The 20024-nt window shown below is 65.0% G+C and carries 21 protein-coding genes; 14 read left to right on the top strand and 7 right to left on the bottom strand.

The features are described 5' to 3' along the window. Nucleotides 1-120: 120 nt before the first annotated feature. From QNI11_RS24040 to QNI11_RS24025, 4 genes are all read left to right on the top strand, one after another. Nucleotides 121-807, top strand: a complete 687-nt coding sequence (locus QNI11_RS24040) for a GntR family transcriptional regulator (protein ID WP_283983867.1) — start codon at nucleotides 121-123, stop codon at nucleotides 805-807. Between the two features lie 467 nt (nucleotides 808-1274). Continuing rightward, nucleotides 1275-2936 carry an FAD-dependent oxidoreductase gene (locus QNI11_RS24035; protein ID WP_283983866.1) on the top strand — a complete coding sequence of 554 codons (1662 nt, stop codon included), beginning with the start codon at nucleotides 1275-1277 and terminating at the stop codon, nucleotides 2934-2936. A gap of 2 nt (nucleotides 2937-2938) precedes the next feature. Beyond that, entirely contained in the window at nucleotides 2939-3637 is a 699-nt protein-coding gene (locus QNI11_RS24030; RefSeq protein WP_283983864.1) for a hypothetical protein, read from the top strand. Further along, nucleotides 3634-4659, top strand: a complete 1026-nt coding sequence (locus tag QNI11_RS24025) for a zinc-binding dehydrogenase (RefSeq protein WP_283983862.1) — start codon at nucleotides 3634-3636, stop codon at nucleotides 4657-4659. Before QNI11_RS24030 ends, QNI11_RS24025 begins: the two co-directional genes overlap by 4 nt. 18 nt (nucleotides 4660-4677) lie before the next feature. Here QNI11_RS24025 and QNI11_RS24020 read toward each other — a convergent pair whose 3' ends face one another. Then, entirely contained in the window at nucleotides 4678-5841 is a 1164-nt protein-coding gene (locus QNI11_RS24020) for a Xaa-Pro peptidase family protein (RefSeq protein ID WP_283983860.1), read from the bottom strand. Continuing rightward, a complete protein-coding gene (locus tag QNI11_RS24015) occupies nucleotides 5838-6662 on the bottom strand; it encodes a sugar phosphate isomerase/epimerase (protein WP_283983859.1) in 825 nt (274 codons plus the stop codon). Before QNI11_RS24015 ends, QNI11_RS24020 begins: the two co-directional genes overlap by 4 nt. A gap of 145 nt (nucleotides 6663-6807) precedes the next feature. Here QNI11_RS24015 and QNI11_RS24010 point away from each other — a divergent pair, with 145 nt between their 5' ends. From QNI11_RS24010 to QNI11_RS23990, 5 genes are read left to right on the top strand one after another with little or no spacing between them, the layout of a single operon-like run. Further along, nucleotides 6808-7797, top strand: a complete 990-nt coding sequence (locus tag QNI11_RS24010; RefSeq protein ID WP_283983858.1) for a TRAP transporter substrate-binding protein — start codon at nucleotides 6808-6810, stop codon at nucleotides 7795-7797. Between the two features lie 7 nt (nucleotides 7798-7804). Then, nucleotides 7805-8269 carry a TRAP transporter small permease gene (locus QNI11_RS24005; RefSeq protein ID WP_283983857.1) on the top strand — a complete coding sequence of 155 codons (465 nt, stop codon included), beginning with the start codon at nucleotides 7805-7807 and terminating at the stop codon, nucleotides 8267-8269. Then, on the top strand, nucleotides 8266-9543 hold the full coding sequence (locus QNI11_RS24000) for a TRAP transporter large permease (RefSeq protein WP_100931282.1): 1278 nt from the start codon (nucleotides 8266-8268) through the stop codon (nucleotides 9541-9543). The genes QNI11_RS24005 and QNI11_RS24000 overlap by 4 nt, the downstream gene beginning before the upstream one ends. A 7-nt stretch (nucleotides 9544-9550) precedes the next feature. Continuing rightward, a complete protein-coding gene (locus tag QNI11_RS23995) occupies nucleotides 9551-10543 on the top strand; it encodes a zinc-binding dehydrogenase (protein ID WP_283983856.1) in 993 nt (330 codons plus the stop codon). An 11-nt stretch (nucleotides 10544-10554) separates the two neighbouring features. Continuing rightward, complete coding sequence (locus QNI11_RS23990) at nucleotides 10555-11379, top strand: aldo/keto reductase (RefSeq protein ID WP_283983855.1); 825 nt, start codon at nucleotides 10555-10557, stop codon at nucleotides 11377-11379. A gap of 25 nt (nucleotides 11380-11404) precedes the next feature. Here the strand turns inward: QNI11_RS23990 and QNI11_RS23985 are convergent, their stop codons facing one another. Together QNI11_RS23985 and QNI11_RS23980 are read right to left on the bottom strand one after the other, a co-directional pair. Beyond that, complete coding sequence (locus QNI11_RS23985; protein ID WP_283983853.1) at nucleotides 11405-12133, bottom strand: SDR family NAD(P)-dependent oxidoreductase; 729 nt, start codon at nucleotides 12131-12133, stop codon at nucleotides 11405-11407. Beyond that, complete coding sequence (locus tag QNI11_RS23980) at nucleotides 12130-13026, bottom strand: NAD(P)-dependent oxidoreductase (protein ID WP_283983851.1); 897 nt, start codon at nucleotides 13024-13026, stop codon at nucleotides 12130-12132. The genes QNI11_RS23985 and QNI11_RS23980 overlap by 4 nt, the downstream gene beginning before the upstream one ends. Nucleotides 13027-13153: 127 nt before the next feature. Here QNI11_RS23980 and QNI11_RS23975 point away from each other — a divergent pair, with 127 nt between their 5' ends. Next, a complete protein-coding gene (locus tag QNI11_RS23975; protein ID WP_283983849.1) occupies nucleotides 13154-13864 on the top strand; it encodes a GntR family transcriptional regulator in 711 nt (236 codons plus the stop codon). Between the two features lie 94 nt (nucleotides 13865-13958). Here the strand turns inward: QNI11_RS23975 and QNI11_RS23970 are convergent, their stop codons facing one another. The 3 genes from QNI11_RS23970 to QNI11_RS23960 all read right to left on the bottom strand — a co-directional run bounded on the left by QNI11_RS23970 (nucleotide 13959) and on the right by QNI11_RS23960 (nucleotide 17276). Continuing rightward, complete coding sequence (locus QNI11_RS23970; protein WP_283983848.1) at nucleotides 13959-14399, bottom strand: type II 3-dehydroquinate dehydratase; 441 nt, start codon at nucleotides 14397-14399, stop codon at nucleotides 13959-13961. 88 nt (nucleotides 14400-14487) lie between these two features. Next, nucleotides 14488-15471: a sialic acid TRAP transporter substrate-binding protein SiaP gene (locus tag QNI11_RS23965; protein ID WP_283983847.1), complete on the bottom strand. Its 984-nt coding sequence runs from the start codon at nucleotides 15469-15471 to the stop codon at nucleotides 14488-14490. Between the two features lie 158 nt (nucleotides 15472-15629). Then, nucleotides 15630-17276, bottom strand: a complete 1647-nt coding sequence (locus QNI11_RS23960; RefSeq protein ID WP_283983846.1) for an alpha/beta hydrolase fold domain-containing protein — start codon at nucleotides 17274-17276, stop codon at nucleotides 15630-15632. A gap of 191 nt (nucleotides 17277-17467) precedes the next feature. Between QNI11_RS23960 and QNI11_RS23955 the strand changes: the two genes are divergently transcribed. The 4 genes from QNI11_RS23955 to QNI11_RS23940 all read left to right on the top strand — a co-directional run bounded on the left by QNI11_RS23955 (nucleotide 17468) and on the right by QNI11_RS23940 (nucleotide 20019). Then, complete coding sequence (locus tag QNI11_RS23955; protein WP_157815096.1) at nucleotides 17468-17821, top strand: hypothetical protein; 354 nt, start codon at nucleotides 17468-17470, stop codon at nucleotides 17819-17821. A gap of 46 nt (nucleotides 17822-17867) precedes the next feature. After that, on the top strand, nucleotides 17868-18146 hold the full coding sequence (locus QNI11_RS23950; RefSeq protein WP_283983845.1) for a hypothetical protein: 279 nt from the start codon (nucleotides 17868-17870) through the stop codon (nucleotides 18144-18146). 63 nt (nucleotides 18147-18209) lie between these two features. Further along, nucleotides 18210-18731: a TRAP transporter small permease gene (locus QNI11_RS23945; protein WP_283983844.1), complete on the top strand. Its 522-nt coding sequence runs from the start codon at nucleotides 18210-18212 to the stop codon at nucleotides 18729-18731. Next, a complete protein-coding gene (locus QNI11_RS23940; RefSeq protein WP_283983843.1) occupies nucleotides 18724-20019 on the top strand; it encodes a TRAP transporter large permease in 1296 nt (431 codons plus the stop codon). The genes QNI11_RS23945 and QNI11_RS23940 overlap by 8 nt, the downstream gene beginning before the upstream one ends. The last annotated feature ends 5 nt before the right edge of the window (nucleotides 20020-20024 follow it).

Here is a 20024-nt window from a genome sequence, read left to right as displayed (position 1 = left end):
AGCCCAAGTTCGGTTCGCAGGGTTTGATCGTGGCCGGGAATGCGCACAAGGCGAAAGGATTTCCTTTGCCCTGCGGTTTGCCCCTTCGCACGGTCCCACGAGGGGTTGTAAGACTGCGGCATGGAAACTTGGCGCTTCGAAACTGTTGAACGGGATGGCGACACGGTGGGCGACGTCGCCTACCGCCGCATCCGTTCCCACATCATTCACGGCAAGCTAATGCCCGGCGAGAAGCTGAAACTCGACCGGATGAAGGAGATCTACGGTGCCTCGGTGACGACGCTGCGCGAGATACTCAACCGGCTGGCGGTCGAGGAGCTGGTGACCGCCGAAGGCCAGCGTGGGTTCAGGGTGAGCGCGGTCAGCGCCGGAGAGCTGCGGGAACTGGCGGTCTTGCGCGGTTTGCTGGAAAGCCATGCGCTGCGCGCCGCCATCGCGCAGGGAGATATCGAGTGGGAGGCCTCGGTCGTGGCCGCGCACTACAAGTTGTCCGTGGCCGAGCGCGCCCTGATCGCGGGCGACCCCGCGGTGGTGGATCGCTGGGTGGCCTGTGACTGGGGCTTTCATAACGCGACCATCGCCGCCTGCGATCAACCGATCCTGCTGCGCAGCTATGCTTCTATATTTGACCGCTTCGCCCGCTATCATCAGCTGGCTCTGGACTTTCGGGGGCAGGGCGTGGTTGAGGATCACGTCCGTCTGCGCGATCTGGTGATCCGGCGCGATGCCGATGCAGCGGTTGCGCTGCTGACCCGTCACATCGACAGCGGCGTGGCGCACTTGCTGGCCTCGGGGCGTTTTACGTGACCGTCAGATTTCTGCATCGTCGGGTCGTGCGGGCTGTCGGCGGTCGGTGAAGGCCGCCTTGTTTGTGACCGCCCAGTTGTGTCGGGCCTCGCCATGACAAGCGAACCCCTGAAGGCTTCCTGGCCTTCCTGCATCGTGCCGGGCGTTCCCCGCCGCACCTGATCGCGGAGGAAAGCGGCAAATATACGACCCGGAACTTGTTACCGCCGTTCGTTGGTGTCCGCTGGGTGTCTAGGCGGATGCCTTGATAATCAGCCCAAGGCGGCAACTCACCCGCTCCCGACCTTATCCGCGCGACGAGTTGCGAAGGTTCTCTTATCAACCTCACACGACAAACCCTGCGCGCGTCGATCGGGCAGGTGTGCGGGCCTTCGGTTTCTCGGATCTTTTGCAGCCATTCACCCTGATCCGGATAATTGACATACAGTATGGCAGATGCTTCAAGTCCAACAAAGGAGCATGCACAGATGGATGAGGCAGAAGAGTTCGACCTTGTGGTGATCGGGGCGGGTGCCGCGGGTCTTGCCGCCAGCGCGACGGCTGCGCTTGCCGGGTTGCGGGTCGTGCTGCTGGAAGCGTCGGACCGGGTTGGCGGCACATGTGCGATCTCAGCCGGCTGTGCCTGGTTGCCCAACACGATGCTTTCCAGAGAGGACGATCCGGACGCCGCAAGACAATACCTGGATCACGTGGTGGGCAACGATTCGCGTGCCGAGATGCGAGAGGCCTTTCTCGCGCGCGCGCCCGAGATGGTCGCGGAACTGCAGAATGCGGGGGCGATCGATCTCGCACCCTTTGCGCACCATCCTGACTACCATACGGATCTCCCCGGCGCCGTGACCCGGGGCAGGGCGCTTGGGGCGCAGCCCTTCGACGGGCGCAAACTTGGATCCGCCTTCAGATTGGTGAAGCCGCCCTTGCCGGAGTTCACGATCATGGGCGGAATGATGGTCGACCGAACCGACATCGGGCACTTGTTGCGCGCCACGCGGAATTTGGCCAGTTTCCGCCACGCGGCGGGGCTCATGCTTCGCCACGGGCGAGACCGGCTGACCGGGCCGCGCGGGCGGCGTCTTGTCATGGGCAACGCGCTGGTCGGGCGACTGCTTGCCTTTCTCATCGACCGCGGGGTCGAGATCCGCACCGGATGCCGCGTCGACCGCATTGTGGTCTCGGACGGGCGGGCGACGGGCGTTGCCATCGGGAAACAACAGATCGCGGCGCACTGCGGCATCGTCGTCTGCACTGGCGGCTTCTCGCATCACGCCCGGCTGAGGCAGGACCTGTTTCCGGACCCGGTGGCCGAGCAATCTGTGGTGCCTGACACCAATACCGGCGGCGGCGTGGACTTGCTGCTTGGCGCCGGTGGTCAGCTTGAACGGGGTTATTCGAACGCGGCCTTCTGGGCTCCGGCGTCGGTTCGGACGCGGTCCGACGGAAGCAAGGCCGTCTTTCCTCACCTGCTGCTGGACCGGGCCAAGCCCGGCATCATCGCGGTGGATGCGTCAGGGCGGCGCTTCGTCGATGAATCGACCTCGTACCACCGGTTTGTCGAGGGCATGTACCAGGCCGGCGCGATCACTTGTCACCTGGTGTGCAACGCGGCGTTCATCCGTCAGTATGGTCTGGGCGTGATCCGCCCAATGACCCGGCGCCTCGGTCCTTGGGTGGCCGAGGGCTACCTTGCCGAGGGGCGCGACATCAAAGCCATCGCCACTGCCATCGGCGCCGATCCCGCAGTGCTGGCAGACAGCTTTGCGCGAAACGACCGCTATGCAGCAGAGGGGCGGGACCCGGAATTCAACCGCGGCTCAACGGCCTATTCCCGCAACCTCGGCGATCCGGACCACATCGGGCCGAACCCCTGTCTCGGGCCGATGGGGGAGGGTCCCTATTATGCCGTCCGCCTGCACCCAGCGGACATCGGCACCGCCATGGGCATCGTCACCGACACCGAAGCCCGGGTTCTGGATGCCGCAGGTGCCCCCATCCCGGGCCTCTACGCCGCCGGGGCCGACATGGCGTCGGTCATGGGCGGCAGTTACCCCGGTCCGGGCATCACAATCGGACCCGCACTGACATTCGGCCATGTCGCGGCGCGACATGCCGCCACTTCGAAGGAGACCTGACCATGACCCTGCCCGGAACCGCCTTTCTGGCGCTTTGGCATGACATCGACCCCGCGTCGCAAACGGAATACATGGAGTGGCACACACGCGAACACATGCCCGAGCGCCTCTCGATCCCGGGCTTTCTGGTCGGCAAGCGACTGATCGACCAGAGCCGGCAGCGGTATCGTTACGGCACCATCTACACTGCCGAGTCGGTCGAGGTCTTCCGCTCGCCCGCCTATCTGGAGCGTCTCAACAATCCGACCGAATGGTCCGGCCGGGTGCAGCCTGCGTTCCGCAACTTCCTCAGGGTCGCCTGCGACCGGCTGGCGTCGTCCGGCGTTGGCGACGGCGGCGCGATGGCCACGATCCGGCTGACCCTTGCCGAGGGCGGAAACGCCGCGCTGAAGGACGGGGCGCAGGGACTGTGCGATGACCTGCTGGCAGTTACCGGCGCCGCCTGCGTGCATGTCGGGGCCGCGCGCAACGAGGTCTCGGACATCCGCACCCGCGAAACCGAGATGCGGCCCGGCATGGCCGAGAAAGGCTTTGACGTGGTGGTTCTGATCGAAGGGAGCGGCAAGCCCGAGCTCGAGGCCTCGCTGCCCGAGTTCCACCGGGTCATTGGCAACAGCGGCCTGAGACTGAGCGACCCGCAGACCATCGTCTATCACCTCGCTTATGCGCTTTCCGCCGCAAACATGGCTGCCGCGCAATGAAAGCGGTCGTCAAGCAGGCGCCGCGCGATGGCTGCATGGCGGTTGTGGACAGGGACATCCCTGTCCGCGGTCCGGGTGAGGTGCTGATCCGCATCACCGCCGCCGGGATCTGCGGGACAGACGTCGCGATCTGGAGGTGGCACGAGGCGGTGGTGGGCCAGTACGCCCCGGACTTCCCGGTGGTCATCGGTCATGAATTCGCCGGGGTGGTCGTCGAAGCGCCCGCGGGCAGCAGTTTGGCGCCGGGCACTGTCGTCGGGGTCAACCCGCAGGTCGGCTGCGGCACCTGCCGGTATTGCGGGCTTGGCCGCCCGACCCTCTGCGACCGCCGGCGCATGATGGGCGGGCACATCGACGGCGGCTGGACCGAGATGGTCTGCGTGCCGGTCGCGCAGGTCTTTGCCCTGCCGCAGGGTGTCGACCCTGCCGTCGCCCCGCTGCTGGAGCCGCTTGCCGTCGCGGTCCACGCAGTGATGGAGCAGGTGCCGCTTCGTGCCGGTGATGCTGCCCTGATCGTCGGCGCCGGGCCCATCGGCCTGCTCTGCGGCATCCTGGCGCTGGAGGCGGGGGCCTCCAGGGCGGTGATCACCGGCGTCGCCGCCGATGCCGGTCGTCTCGAACTGGCCCGTGAACTGGGGATGGAGGCTTTCGATGTCGATGTGGATGACCCCGCCGCAGCACTTGGTCCCGAGGGCGCCGACGTGATCTACGAGACCAGCGGCAACGCGGCCGTGGCGGAAAGAATGCTGATGCTGGTGCGCAAGGCCGGGCGGATCGCTCTGATCGGCCTTTGCCATGGCCCCGCAACCTTCGTCACCACGCCCGCCGTGCTGAAAGAGGTGCAGTTGACCGGCTCGCGGGCCTACAACGATCCGACCTGGCGGCTGCTGATGAAGTTGCTTCCGAAGGTCGCGCCGAAAGTCCTTCGCCTGGTAACCCACCGCTTTCCGTTGGACCGCTTCGAGGACGGGTTGAAGGCCGTGGCCGCGCGCGAAGGAGTCAAAGTCCTGCTGGAACCCTGACAGGGCCCGTGTGAGGGCTCACCCGGGCAGGTTCCAGCCCCGCGCGGTGTCGCCATAGGCCGCGCAGCTCGTATCGGTGATGGCAACGGTGTCTTCGAGCTTGATGAACCCCAGCCGGGGGTGTTGCCATGTCGTCTCGACGGACAGCACCATCCCGGCCTCCAGCGGCCGGTCCCGGTGGAGCGCGGGGTAGGGGATCGGCCCGTCGTCCATCAGGCGGGGCGCTTCGTGGGTGATCAACCCGACACCGTGCACGACGAACGAGAAGGACCCTTCGCGCGGACGGGCCAGAAGATCGGCAACCGCGTCGAACGGCGTCCGGCCGGCCACGCCAGCCCGCAACGGCACCCGTGCGGCCTGCTGCACCGCTTCGATCGCGGCGAGGGCGTCTTCCAGTTCTGCCGACGGAGCGGAAAGGGTGCCCATGCGGCACAGGTCGCCGAGGTAGCCCTGAACATTACCGCCCGAGTCGAGCGACAGTATGTCCTGAGCTTCCAGAACCTGGGTGGACGGCGCCCGGTTGAGGCTTTGACCGGCGGTGATCAGGCAATATTCCCAGGTGAGGCCTCGTGCGATTTCTTCGCGGCGCAGTATCGCGACGGCGTCGTTCTTCGTCATGCCGGGGCGCAATTGCTCAAAGGTGGCCTGCATGGCGTCCACGACCCCCTCGGATGCGGCGCGCAGCAGGTCCAGCTCCCAAGGCTGCTTCACGGCGCGCAATTCTCCGAGGATCGTGACCGCGTCCACAGGCTTTGTCGCCGGCAGTCCTGTGCGCAGACACTCCCATGCGTCGGCAGGCAGGAATCCGGTTTCCACCGCCAATGCGCCCGGGGTCAGCCCCCGCTCCGCAAGCCCCCCGAGCGCGAGGTGCATGGCATCCACCGAGCCGCGCGATTTCGCCACGACCTCCGGCACCCAGAAACGGTTCAGTTCTTCCTCGAACCGCTCGTTGGCATTGGCGACGTAAAAGGCAAGGTCGGGCCGACCGGCGGGGTAGATCAGCAGGGGAAGGTAACGGCTGAGCCCGATGGCATCCATCACTTCGAACATGAAGAAGCGGTAGTTGCCCAGCAGATACTGGATGTTGTGTTTGGACGAGGCGATCAGGACGTCAACCCCGGCGTCCTGCAACAGCCGGTCGAGGCGGGCCGTGTCGAAGGGCGGCAGGGGGCGCTCGGTCATGGCTGGCGCCCTGCGTCGAAGTCCGCCATCGCGCGCCGCGACTCGGCGAGGCAAAGCTCTGCCCAGGCGGCATGGCCCATGTCGGCAATCCGGCGGTGGCTGGGAATCTCGACGCTCACGATCAGGTCGGCGGGCAGCGCGCCCACGATTCCCGCAAGGTCCGCGCCGCCCTCCCCGGGCAGCAGCCGCTCCTGCCGTGCGGTGAAGAGGAGGTCTTCGAGGGACTCGGCGGGCCGTGCGGGACAGTCGCAGATCTGGAGGTAGCTCATCCGCGAGGCGGGAATTCCTTGCAGATCGTCCAGCGTGGTGGCGGACCGGGCCACGTGGATGGTGTCGATCAGTACCTCGCCGTTCGGCTGGTCGGCGGCGGTCACGACCCGCAGGGCTGCGGCGGCGCTGTTCAGCGGCGCCCAAGGCGTGAATTCGAGGTTGATGGACAGGCCGAAGGGCCGCGCCGCCTCGCACAGGGCGGCGAAGGTATCGGTCAGGCGTCCCTCGTCCTTGTCGAGGCCCGCCGCGATCACGGTCCGGGCCTTCAGCCGTCCGGCGGTCTCCAGCATCGGAAGCCAGTGGTCAACGCGGGTTTCACCGTCGATGCAGGCAATCTCGATGTCGTGGATGGACACGCCCGTATCGGCGATGGCCCGCTCCGTTTCGCGCAGCATCGCCGCGTCCTTCCACATCGGAAACGCCTGCCCGCCGGGCAGCGCGGGCATCAGGCGGACTCCAGCGGACTGGTAACCAGACCTGGCTGCAAGGGTGATGGTCTCGGGCGGGGACAGTTCCAGCGTGAGGTAGGAGAGGCAGTAAGAACGGGTCACTGACGGGTCTTTCTTCTTGGATATCGACGGGTCTGCAAGACTATTGACATACTGTATGTCAGTTGCCAAGTATCGGCGACAGCCAGCTGCCATGCGCCGGTGTCACATCCGGCAGGCGCGGCAGAAAAATCAGGGAGGAGAAAACATGAACGCCTTGCTTTGCAGGATTTCCATGACCGCGGCGGCGGTGAGCATCGGCCTTGGCGCCGGTGCCGCCATGGCGCAGGACACGATCACAATGCGCATCGCCCACAACATGCCGCAGACGCACAGCTATTCGCTGTGGCTCGACAAGTTCGAAGAGGTGCTGGAGGAAGAATTCCCGGGCCGCTTCGACATCAAGGTCTTTCCCGCCGCCCAGCTTGGCACCGAGACCGAGTACCTCGAGGCGATGCAGCTGGGCACCCTGGACGGAGCTATCATGGGCCGTCACGGCCAGATCGACCCGCGGCTCGACGTTCTGAACCTGCCGATGATCTACCGCGACGACGCGCATGTCGACGCGGTGCTCCACTCGGACAGCGCAGTCGAGGCGCAGCTCAACGACATTCTCTACGAAAAGGGCTTCAAGGTGCTGGCGTGGGGCGAGCTTGGCTTCCGCTACATCACCACTAACGGCACCGAGGTTCGCTCTGCCGCCGACCTGCAAGGGCTCGACATCCGCGTTCCCAACGTCCAGCCATGGCTGACCGCCTTCAAGGCGTGGGGCGCGAACCCGACGCCGCTGCCTTTCGAAGAGGTCTATTCAGCGCTTCAGCAGGGTGTGGTGAGCGCTCAGGAGAACCCGCCGGAGAACATCTGGACGTCGAAGTTCCACGAGGTCCAGTCCACCATGAGCCTGACCGGCCATGCCAACATCCCGACGGAATTCGTGCTGTCGCGATCGTTCTGGGAAAGCCTGCCCGATGACGTGAAGGACACCGTGGTCGAGGCCGCCAAGGCCGGAAGCCTGATCCAGGTCGCCGCCGCCCGAGAGGCCAATGCCGCGCTGGTCGACAAGATCGAGGAGTCGGGTGTCACCATCATCCGCGACATTGACAAGGAGTCGTTCCGCGCCGGCGCCGAGGAATCCTACGCCGCTTCCGAAGACACCATCGGTCGCGACCTCATCGACGCCGTTCTAGAGGCCAAGTGAAGTGGCTTTGATAAACCAAGTCCTGCGCTGGTTTATCGGCATCCTCATCGTCGCGCTGGTGATCAGCGTGGCGATGGGCGTGTTCTGGCGCTACGGCCTCGGCAACTCGCTGTACTGGGCCACCGAGGTGCCGAACGTCATTCTTGTCTGGATCGTGTTCGTCGGCTCGGTCGTGGCCTACTACGAACGACGCCACATCGCATTTACCGCGCTGGTCGACGCCCTGCCCGAACGGCTGCGGTGGAGCTTCCGCATCGTGGCGGAACTGGTTGTCCTCGCCTTCCTGGGCGCGTTGACCGTGTACGGCTACCAGATCGTGTCGAGCGCGATGAACAGCCTTTCGGACGCGCTGAAGATCCCGCGCGGCTACTTCTACATCTGCATGCCGCTGTCCGCCCTGCTCATGGCGGTGTGCAGCGTGGAAAACCTCTTCCGGCTGCTGCGCAGACCGGGTGAAGGAGCACCAACATGATCCTGACGATCTTCGTCGCCTTCTTCGTGCTCCTGTTGATCGGAGTGCCCGTTGCCATGGCAATCGGCGCAGCGGCGATGGGGGCCTTCTGGCTGGACGGCACCTTTCCGATGGCACAGGTCCCGCACAAAATGGTCAACGGCGTCTATTCGTTTCCGCTGGTCGCGGTGCCACTGTTCATCCTGGCGGGCGCACTTGCGGGGGAAACCTCGATTGCCGCACGGCTGGTGCGGCTCGCCACAGCTCTGGTCGGGCACATCCGTGGCGGGCTGGGGCACGTCAACGTCGCCTCCTCGATGTTCTTCGGCGGCGTGTCTGGCTCTGCCGTGGCCGATACCGCGGCTGTGGGCAGCCTGATGATCCCGGCGATGGAGAAGCAGGGCTACAGCCGCGAGGATGCAGGCGCCATCACCATCACCTCGTCGACCATCGGCATCCTGATCCCGCCGTCGATCCCGATGGTCCTCTACGGCGTGACCGTGGGCACGTCTGTCGGCGCACTGTTTCTGGCCGGGTTGGTTCCGGGCATCCTCGTCGGCCTTTTACTCATGGTCGCGGTCTACGTCATGGCCAAGCGCAAGGGCTGGCCCCAGGCCGAACGGCGCGCACCCGCATCCGAGCTATGGGCCGCGTTCAAGGACGCAATCCTGGCGCTGCTTCTTCCGGTGTTCCTGCTGGGAGCCATCGTCACCGGACTGACCACCGCCACCGAAGCCGGCGTGATCGGGGTCGTCTACGCACTGTTCCTGGCGGGCGTCGTCTATCGCGAGTTCAGCTTTCGCCAGCTCGGCACCATTGTTGTCGAAGCGGCGGTCAACACCGCAATCCCGCTCTTCGTGGTCGCGACCACCTCGGTCGTTGCCTGGGTCGTGGCCATCGAGCAGTTCCCGGACTCGCTCGTCGGCTTCTTCAACGGTCTCGACGCCAGCCCGTGGGTGGTGCTGATCCTGATCAACCTGTTCCTGGTGGTGATCGGGATGTTCGTCGACCTTGTCCCGGCGCTGATCCTCTTTGCGCCGATCCTGCTGCCCGTGGCCGTGGCCCAGGGCGTGGACCCGGTGCAGTTTGGCGCGATCATGGTGGTGAACCTCGGCGTCGGGCTGGTGACTCCACCGGTCGGGAACTGCCTGTATGTCGGGGCTGCGGTGGCGAAGGTGCCTGTGGGCCGGCTCGTTCGCGCCTCTCTGCCCTTCCTGCTTATCAACTTCCTGACGTTGCTGCTGGTGACCTTCGTGCCGTGGATCAGCCTCTTCCTGCCGTCGCTGTTCTACTGAGGTTGTCATGAAGGCACTCGTGTACAAGGGCAAATCCCGGATGGAGTGGGAGGACGTACCGACGCCGGAGCCGGGCGGAGGCATGGTCCTTCTCAAGGTCGCAGCCTGCGGCATCTGCGGGTCGGACATGCACGGCTATCACGGACACGATCCCCGCCGCGTGCCACCGATGATCATGGGCCACGAGGCCGCGGGCGTGGTCGAAGGCGGAGCGCTCGACGGCCAGCGGGTGGCCCTGAATCCCTTCCTGAACTGCGGAACCTGCGAACGTTGCCTGTCCGGCGCCCCGCAGCTCTGTGCGGCGCAGCGCAACATCGGCTTGCCGCCGCATGCGGGCGCCTTCGCCGAGAGCGTGCTGGTGCCCGAGCGCAACGTCGTCCCGATTCCTGACGATATGCCCTTCGACGTTGCCGCCCTGGCAGAGCCTCTGGCGGTTTCGGTGCATGCGGTCCGTCTGGGGATGCGTGCACTGGCAGAACCGCTGTCCACCGCGCGGCTGGTCGTGCTGGGCGGCGGGGCAATCGGCCTGACGACGGCACTGGTGCTGATCGCCGAAGGCGCCCGGAACGTGACGCTGGTCGAAACCTCTGCCGCGCGACGGGCCACGGCCGAGGCGGCCTCCGCCCGGATCCGCGCCGTCGCGCCCGAGCAGGCGCCCGTGCCCGGTGACGCCGACGTGCTTTTCGACGCTGTGGGCGCCGCGGCAACGCGCACACTGGCCTTTTCCCTGGCACGGCGAGGCGGGGTGATCGTCCACAGTGGCCTTCTGCCCGGCAGCGAAGGGGTGGATGTCCGGGCGCTGACCCTGCGCGAACTGTCCTTCCTGGGCGCCTACTGCTACACGATGGCGGACTTCCGGCAGGCCATTGCCCTGCTGCGTGCCGGGGCTCTGGGCGATCTGACCTGGGTCGAGCGACGCCCCATGTCATGCGGCAGCCGCGCCTTCGCCGACATCGACGCGGGCACCGTGGCCGCCGCGAAAATCATCCTGACCGTGTGAAAGGAAACCACATGATCCACAAGACCGTAAAAGGCATCCGCATTCCTGCCCTGGGCCTGGGCACCTTCGAGCTGACCGGCGACACGGGCGTCGCGGCCATCCGCACCGCCATCGAACACGGCTATCGTCACATTGACACCGCGGCCCGCTACGGCAACGAGGCAGAGGTCGGCCAGGCCATTCGCGAGTCCGGCGTGCCGCGGGATGAACTGTTCGTCACCACAAAGGTCTGGTTCGACAAGCTGGCGCCCGATCAGATCAGGCAGAGCGTCGCAGATAGCCTCGATCGGCTGCAGATGGATGCGGTGGACCTGCTTCTGGTGCACTGGCCGACGCGCGAGGTGCCTCTGGCCGATACGCTCGCCACCTTTGCCGAAATGCGCGACAGCGGCAGAACCCGCAGCATCGGGGTCAGCAACTTTACTATCCCGCTGCTGGCCGAGGCGGTCGACACCTGCGGCGCCGACCTTGTGGTGAACCAGGTCGAGTATCACCCGTATCTTGCGCAGGACAAACTGCTGGCGGACGCGCGCCGCCGCGACATGCTGCTGACGGCCTACCAGCCCATCGCCCGCGGCGAAGTCTTCCAGGATCCGACGATCACCCGTATCGGCGAGGCACACGGCAAGTCTGCCGCCCAAGTGACCCTGCGCTGGCTGGTACAGCAGGACAACGTGGCGGCCATCCCGCGCTCGTCCCGGCCCGAGAACATCCGCGCGAACCTGGACATCTTCGACTTCGAGCTGAGCGATGCGGAGATGGCCGAGATCGCGGCGCTGGACCGGCAGGACCGCAAGAGCGATTTCGACTGGGCCCCGGATTGGGACAGGCCCTGAGCCTGTCCCGCTTTCGGTCGGCGCCTCAGTAGGTGCCGCGCCCGCCCGAGGCATCGTAAGCCACGCCGGTGGTGAAGGAATTCTCCGGGCTGGCGACGAAGGCGACAAGTGCGGCCAGTTCCTCGATCTGCAAAAGGCGACCCATAGGGATCTTGGCCTTGCTCGCCGTCACATGCTCGGGTGTCATCTGCTGAAGGAGATCGGTCTCGACCATCACCGGGGCCACGGCATTGACCAGGATCCCGGTGCGGATCAGTTCCTTGGCCAGCGACTTGGTCAGCCCAATGACACCGGCCTTGGCCGACGCATAGGCGGCGATCCCGGGCACGCCCTCCTTGCCAGCGATCGAGGCGATGTTGACGATCCGACCATAGCTTTGGGCCTTCATCTGCGGGATCACTGCACGGCAGCACAGGAAGACAGCGGTGAGGTCGATGTCGATCACCCGTTTCCAGTCGGCCAGGTCGTAGTGCTCGACATCGGCGACGGGACCATTGATGCCCGCGTTGTTCACGAAGACGTCGATCCGTCCGAAGCGCGACAAGACGTCGGCCGTCGCGGCCTCGACCGAGGCCGGATCGGTGACGTCCACCTTCATCTCTGCGGCCGGGGCATAGGATTGGCCCGGCGCGACATCGGCCAGGTCCCAGACGACGACTTGCGCGCCCTCTTGTGTCAGCCTGCGGGCGATGCCCAGCCCGATGCCGCGCGCCCCGCCGGTTACGATGGCGACCTGATCCTCGAAACGTCTCATGTGCGGCTCCGGTAGAATGCGATGGTGTCGGAAAGGCCCTGCTTCAGGGTCATGGGCTGCCACTCGGGGAAGAGCCGGGCCAGCGCGGGTTCCGCCTTGGGTCCGTCGATGGGCATGGGCGGGCCAGCCGCGTCGATCCGGGCCTCGGGCGCCAGTTCGTTGATTGTCCGGGCGATGGCAGTCGTGTCGGTCTCCCGGCCCAGCAGGGTTACGGCATTGGCGCCCTCCGGTGGAGACTCGACCGCGGACAGGAATATCCGCGCGACGTCGTCGGCATGGATCATGTCGATGGGACCCGTGAAAGGGATGGTATAGGCCTCGCCCCGCGCGGCGGCTTCACAGGCAAGGGTCGCCCCTGCCGAAATCCCCACGTCGCGACCGGGCCCGTAGACCACGTACGGGCGAAAGCCGGTCGAGTTGATGCCGTCTTCGGCGTGGAAGGCGCGTGCGCTGTGCTCTGCCCCCAACTTGAAGGCACCGTAAAGCGTCGTCGGACGCGGCTCGGCGCCGTCGTCCGGTCCGAAGACCCCCATGCTCGACATGTAGGCGACGTTGTGGATGCCATGGGTGCGGGCGGCGAGAAAGGCGTTCAGCGTGCCGATCAGGTTGACCTCTGCGCCTAGCACCGGATTGTCCCGGCAGGCGGGCGTCAGTACGCCCGCAAGGTGGACGAGGCCGTCGCACCCCTGCGCCGCCGCGACCACCGGCTCCGTCCGGACGATGTCGCCGACGTGCCAATCGATCCGGTCCGCCAGATCGCGTCCTGCGATTTCGGCCACTTTCCCACGGTTTTCGTGCATGTCGAACACGACCGGATCGTGCCCGGCCTCTGCCAGCCTGCGGATGATCCACGCTCCGATGAAACCGCCGCCTCCCGTTACCAGCACCCTCATGCCTGTCTCCTTACCAATCCCTCATCCTCGTATTAACTGGTATACAGTATGTCAATTGTCCATATATTGGACCTGCCCGAGCCATCGGGTACAGTCGGCGGGATCGGGTAGAAAAAGGCATCGGGGCATGGCACTGAAAGCGAACAAGAACGTCAATCCGATGAAGAAAAGCCCCATCAACCGCCCGCAATCGCTGGCGGCGACGGTGGCCGAACGCCTGAAGGAGGCGATCCTGCGCCGCGAGATCGCGCTGGGTGAGCCGCTGTCCGAGGAGAAGATCGCCGTCGCGATGGATGTCAGCCGAACGCCTGTCCGCGAGGCGCTGACCATTTTGCAGATGCAGGGGCTGATCAACATACTGCCGCGCCGGGGCAGCATCGTCTTCAAGCCCGACGCAGAGGAACTTCGCGCGCTGGTCGACTACCGCCTGCACCTGGAGCGTCTGGTCAGCCGCCTTGCGCTGGAGCGTGCTCCGGAGGCCACGCTGCAGGGACTGCGCGAGGCGATCTCGATGATGGACACCGCCCGGGCGGCCGACGACTCCCTCGCCTATGCCGAGGCCGACACCGCTTTTCACAACACCTTCTTCGAGAACGCCGGAAACTCGTTCTTCTGCGAGGCCTTCGACATCGCTTCGGGCCGTCTTGCCGCGTTACGCGTGCATCTGTCGGCACAGCTCAGCCTGCATCGGCACACGACCTACTCGGAACACCTCATGATCGCCGACGCGGTCGAGGCACGCGACCCGGATGCGCTGCAGGACCTGCTGACCCGGCATATCGCGGCGATGGAGCCGAACTATTCCGGCGCACTTCAACTGCTGGACGACGGGGTCTGATCCCGGCGACCGTCCGGCAGACCATCGAAGCAAGGCCGGCAAGGCTGGCCGGCAGGGCCTCAAACGGGGCCCTGCCGTCAGGTCTCTTCGGGTCTCAGGCGTCCTCGCCGATCATCTCGATCAGGATGCGGACGGCGTGCACGTACCCTTTGGCGCCGAGCCCTGCCAATACTGCAGTCGCGACGCCCGACACCAGCGAGTTGTGATACATCGGTTCGCGCTTGTGGATGTTCGAAATGTGGTACTCGATCAACGGTTTGCCGAACATCTTCAGCGCGTCCATGATCGCCATCGAGTAGAAGGTGAAGGCGGCCGGGTTGATGATCATCCCCGCGCTCCTGTCCGTGGCCTCGTGAATCCAGTCGATCATCGTCTCTTCGGAGTTGGTCTGCCGGAACTCGAGCGGCCGTTCCCCCACGGCCTCTCGGCAAAGCGCCTCGACCTCGGCCAGCGTAGTGTGGCCGTAGATCTCCGGCTCGCGGACGCCCAGCCGGTTCAGGTTCGGGCCGTTCAGGATATAGATCGGCTTTGACATCGCATGAGTTTCCTCGTTGGCACGAAGGACCCGGACGCCGAAAGGCGTGCCGGGTGTCTGATCCTTGGTGTGGTCGATGGGCGTGGACTCAGAGGCCGTTGATGCGGTCCAGCATCCCCTCGGGCCAGTCTGCCGAAAGGTCCGACTCGAGGTACTTCGTCTGCGCATGGCTGCGGAAAGCGTCAAGGTCGGGCTCGTAGATCTTCAGCCCCTCGCCCTCGAAGAACGCGGCCAGCTCGTCCTCACGGGCAAGGTGCTGTTCGGTGCTCCAGGCAATCGCCTCGTCCGCGGCGGACTGGAAGGCTGTGCGCTGCTCTTCAGTCATTTCGTCCCAGACGCGGCTGGAGATCACCAGCAAATCGAAGGCCACAAGATGCGACGTCAGCACGATCTGGTCCGTCACCTCGTAGAACTTCATGTTCTCGACGTTCGGGAAGGGATTGTCCTGCCCGTCGATCGCGCCGCTCTGAAGGCCGGTATATACCTCCGAATAAGCCATCGGCGTCGGATTGGCGCCAAGCGCCTCGCCTAGGAACTGCCATGCGTCACCGCCCGGCATCCGCAGTTTGACACCGGACATGTCCTCGGGCGTACGGATTTCCTTGTCGCCGCGGAGGTTCACCTGACGTGTGCCGAAGTAGGTCGGACCGAGGATGTGGATGCCCAGCTGATCCTCGGCCATCGCCACCATCTCTTCACCCGCCTCGCTGGCAAAAAAGGTGCTCAGATGCTCGGCATCGCGGAACAGGTAAGCGGCGGTCAGGATCGAGAACGCGGGGATCTGCTTGGCGATGTCCTGCGGCGCAACGTTGCTCATGTCGAGGTTGCCACGCTGAATGGCGACAAGTTCCGTGCCCTGCGCGAACAGCGTTCCGCCGTAGTACAGTTGGAGGTCGAAGCTATCCGGCACCGCGGACTTCAGTTGTTCCATCATCTCCGCGCGAATGTCGTTCTGTGTGAACACCGCCGAGAAGGTGAGTTCCCTTGCGTCCTGCGCTGTGGCGGCAAGAGGGAAAAGGGCCATGGCCGCAGCGGCGAAACCACAGACGAACCGACGATTGAGATTTAGCATTTTTCCTCCCATAATGTCCTACGAAAATAGAATCGTAGGGTGTTTTGGAAGATATATCAGGAATCACCCCCATGCAAACTCGCATCGACCCGTGTGCCGGGCGATGGGGCAGGGGCGCCGTATCCCGGCGCCGCTATATTTTGAGTCTGAGGGTCTCGTTATCCCGTGATCCGGCGCAGCCAGTCGGCCATCCGGCGGAGGCTGGCTTCTGTGTCCGGGCAATATTCCATGGCGCGAAGATAGCCGTGGATCAGCCCCTCTCCCCGGTCGACCTCGACATCGACGCCTGCCGCCGTCAGCGCATCGGCATAGGCCAGCCCGCTATCGCGCAGAGGGTCGTTCTGTGCCACAGCGATGAAGGCAGGAGGCAGGCCCGCATGACTATCGGCCGCCAGAGGCGCTGCGCGCGGATCGCCGTGCAAGGTTGCCTCGTCCGGACAGTAGAGCGCGTGGGTCGCCGCCATGCCCGCGACCTTCAAGAGGGGCCCGTCGGCATTCTCGGCGTAAGAGGGGCGGGACTGGTCGAAGTCGCAGGCCGGATAGATCAGAAGCTGGGCGCAGATCGGGACACCCTCGTCACGGCAGGCCAGCGCCGCGGCAGCGGCAAGGTTGCCGCCCGCACTGTCGCCTCCGATGGCGATGCGCGCAGGGTCGATCCCCAGGGAGTTTGCTTCCGCATGGGCCCATCGCGCCACGGACAGCACCTGCAGGTAGGCCGCCGGAAAGGGATGTTCCGGTGCCAGGGCGTAGTCGACCGAGATCACGGTCTGCCGGTTCCACGCTGCAAGCCGCGCGGTGATGTCCCAATGGGTTTCCGGGCTGCCCTGCATCCATGCCCCGCCGTGCATGTAGATCAGTGCAGGCTGCGTGCCTCCGCTGTCATGACGAAAGACCCGCACCCGCACCGGACCGCCGTCGCTGTCAATCCAGTGTTCGTCATCGGTCTCGACCTCGCGGGGTGTCGGCAGGCGCATGTCGCGCGCGATGCTTTCGAAGTGCGTACGCCGCTCGGCGGGGGTCGCCCCCGGTGCGAGCGTGGCCCATTTGCTGTCCCATACGTCGAGAAATCGGAAAATACCCGGGTTGATCGTGCGTGCCTCCTCCTTGGGTCTTGGCATGTCGAACTCGGCGGAAAGTCCGGGCTTCATCACGAGCCCCAGGATCATGTCGCCGACATGGCGGCACAGCATGCGCTGGCCACGCTCGGTAAAGAGGTCATTGCCGAAGATCCGCGAAAAGGTCGCGCGGTTGGCGATGTTGAAGATGGACAGAGCCGAGATGTGCCAGTGCAGCTCGAGCGCCGTCAGCCCGCGCCGGAACAGGCCGGCGTCGCAGCCGCGTTGGTAGATGTCCTCGAGCAGCAGGATCGCCGAACTGTTCTGCCCGGCCAGGATCTCGGACGAGTCCATATGCGCGGCGCCGTGGATGTTCTCGATCATCACCAGTCGCACGAAGTCCGGGTCCTGCCGGTGGTGCTCGAAGGTGAACTCCGCCAGCTGACGCAGGGCCGTCATGGGATGCACGGCGCGCAGGTCCAGGGCGGCCTCGTCGTCGCGCATCCGCGCATAGGCGTCCTCGAGTACGGCGCGGTAGAGCCCCTCCTTGTCGCCGAAGTAGTAGTAAATCATCCGCTTCGACGTCTTCGTGCTGGCCGAGATCTCATCGACCCGCGCGCCCGACAGGCCCTGCCGGGCAAAGACGGTGCGCGCGACCTGCAGGATGTTGCGGCGCACGGCATCGGGATCCTGTTTCCAGCCACCGCGTTGCGTTTCGCCCGGGCGCGGGTGGGAAGGTGCATCCCCCATGGTGCCGTCTCTCCTTCGATGCTTGGCCAACGCCCCCGTGTACCGCAAGGCAAGGCGCGCGGAAATGCCCGTGGATCTCGCATCGCCGCACCCACTTTTAACGATCTGGTACAAAAGGTTGACATATTTAACCGTCACGAACATTCTCACGTCAAGCGGTCAGAGAACCCGCCATGGACAGGAGGAGTTTCGTGACGTTTGCCGCTCCCTTGCAGACCGGCCCGGTTGTCGGTCGCGGGCGTTCAATCGCCCGCATGAGCCGCGGGATCGGCCCGTTTCGGTCACCGCGCGCGATCACGGCAGCGGTCGGGTTGCGGCTTGGCCACGTCCCGGTCGATGCGGACGAGAGCAACGTTCCGGCGAGTGCCTCGGACAGTCTCGGGGCAGAGGGCTTTGAATGGCTGGACGTGCCCCGTCGGTACAAGCGCACCGTCCCGCCCGTCTTCGGTATGGCGCTTTGCGAGCCCGCGCGGGTCCAAGAACATTTCAAGAGAGAGAAGCCCGACACCGACCGGATGCGGGAGGCATTCGGTTCGTTCGGTTAGGGGCGTCCTGACGTCCACGAAGCGCAACTGGGAGGAGCGTAGGATCATGAGGAACTTCAAGGTGGCAGGGCTGGCAGCCTTGATGGCTGCCGGAATCGGCGCCGGCACCGCGGTGGCGCAGGACGTGCGCGAGTTCCAGGCTGCGCTGGATGTCGACACCATCGCCCAGGAGGCGGAACTGGTGACCTTCTTCGAGGAACCGGGGCTGAACGTCTACGAACCCGACAAGGAGGTCTTCCAAAACCACGTGCTCGGGGAGTTCAGGAACTCCAAGTATTCCACGGACTGGCCCGAGGGGCTGCCCGAGAAGATCAACGGCCTCTGAGGCCAGACAACGGGGCGACGGCCGTTTCAGCCGGACCCGACACCTTTCACCACCGGGGGCAGGATGGACCGTCTGCGAAAACCAATCGGATGGCTCGGTGCGCGAGCCGAGAACTTTCTCGCGCTGATCCTGGGCGCACTCTTCGTCAGCTTCCTGGTCCAGATCGTGTTCCGCTACCTGCTGAACCTCCCGCTGGGCTGGACGGTGGAGTTCGTATCGATCGCGTGGCTGTGGGGCATCCTGTTCGGATACGCCTTTGTCGTGCGCGAATCCGAGGTGATCCGGCTGGACATCCTCTACAACCTTTTGCCGCGCGGCGGACGGCGGGCGATGGATGTCGTGACCGGGGCCATCTGCGCGGGCATCTTCATCTGGACGCTGCCTTACGTATGGGACTACGTCACCTTCATGGCGATCGAGAAGACCGCCTACATGAAGATTCCCTTCGACTGGGTCTTTGCGATCTACATTCCCTTTACGCTCTCCGTGATCCTGCGCTGTTTCATCAGCATCTGGCGCGGCATTTCCGGTTCCGGGCCGGCGTTCGACACAACCCAATCGGCCGGAACCCACGATTATGACTGATCCGTTTCTCGTCTCGATCCTGCTAATTGCTTTCCTGGCTTTCGGCGGCCTGTCGATGGGCCTGTCCATGATCTGCGGGTCCTCCGTCTACCTGATCATGAAAGGGTTCGACCCCTCCATCGCCTCAGAGACGCTCCTGCAGGGGCTGTTCAACAGCTACACGCTGCTGGCGATCCCGCTGTTCATCCTCGCGGCCGACATAATGAACATCGGCTCTCTGGCGGACCGGCTGCTGCAGTTTTCGCAGGCGCTCGTCGGGCGGTTCAAGGGCGGGCTGGGACACGTCAACGTGGTGTCCTCGCTGATCTTCTCCGGGATGTCGGGCTCTGCCGTCGCGGATGCGGTCGGCATGGGCAAGATCATCATCAACATGATGACGAAGGACGGCAAGTACACCCCGTCCTACGCCGCGGCGATCACCGCTGCCTCGGCCACGATCGGGCCGATCATCCCCCCGTCGATTCCCATGGTGCTCTACGCGCTCGTCTCCGACCAGTCTGTCGGCTACCTCTTTGCCGCCGGCATGGCGCCGGGTCTACTGATGGGCGTGGTGCTGATGGTGATGAACGCCGTCATCGCCCATCGCCGCAACTTCTCCGTAGACGAGGTGGTTTCGCTGCGCGACATGCCCGGTGTCACCTTCCGCGCCATTCCCGCTCTGCTTTTGCCGGTCATCCTTTTGGGCGGCATCTACGGCGGCGTGATGACCCCGACAGAGGCCGCCGCCGTGGCTGCCTTTTACGCGCTCACGATCTCGGTCGTGGTCTATCGCTCGGTCAGACTGGGGCAGTTCTACGAGACGCTGCTGGCTTCGGCCCGTTCGACGGCGACCGTCGGCATCCTCATCGCGGGGGCGCTGACCTTCCAGTACGTCGTCACCCGCGAGAACGTGCCGGACTCGCTCGCAGCCTTCCTCGGCCAGTACGAGCTGTCCCGCGTCGGGTTCCTGCTGGCCATCAACGCGCTGTTCCTCGTTCTGGGCTGCATCCTGGAGTCCGGGGCGATCCTGCTGATCATCGTGCCGATCTTCATCCCGACGGCGCAGTCGCTTGGGATCGACCTCGTGCACTTCGGTGTCATTTGCGTGGTCAACGCCATGCTGGGGCTGATCACGCCGCCCTACGGACTGCTGCTGTTCATCGTGTCCACGATCACCAAACAACCACTGGCCCGGATCGTCCGGGACCTGCTGCCCTTCCTCTTCGCCTTGGTCGTGGCCCTGATGATCATCACATTCGTGCCCGACTTCGTGCTCTGGTTGCCCCGGATGCTGGGCTACAAGGGATGACCCGC

It is taken from the genome of Sagittula sp. MA-2 (genome assembly GCF_030126985.1).
Classification (GTDB): Bacteria; Pseudomonadota; Alphaproteobacteria; order Rhodobacterales; family Rhodobacteraceae; genus Sagittula.
Note: the sequence above shows the minus strand (reverse complement) of the source record. Positions and strands in the feature narration are given on the sequence as shown.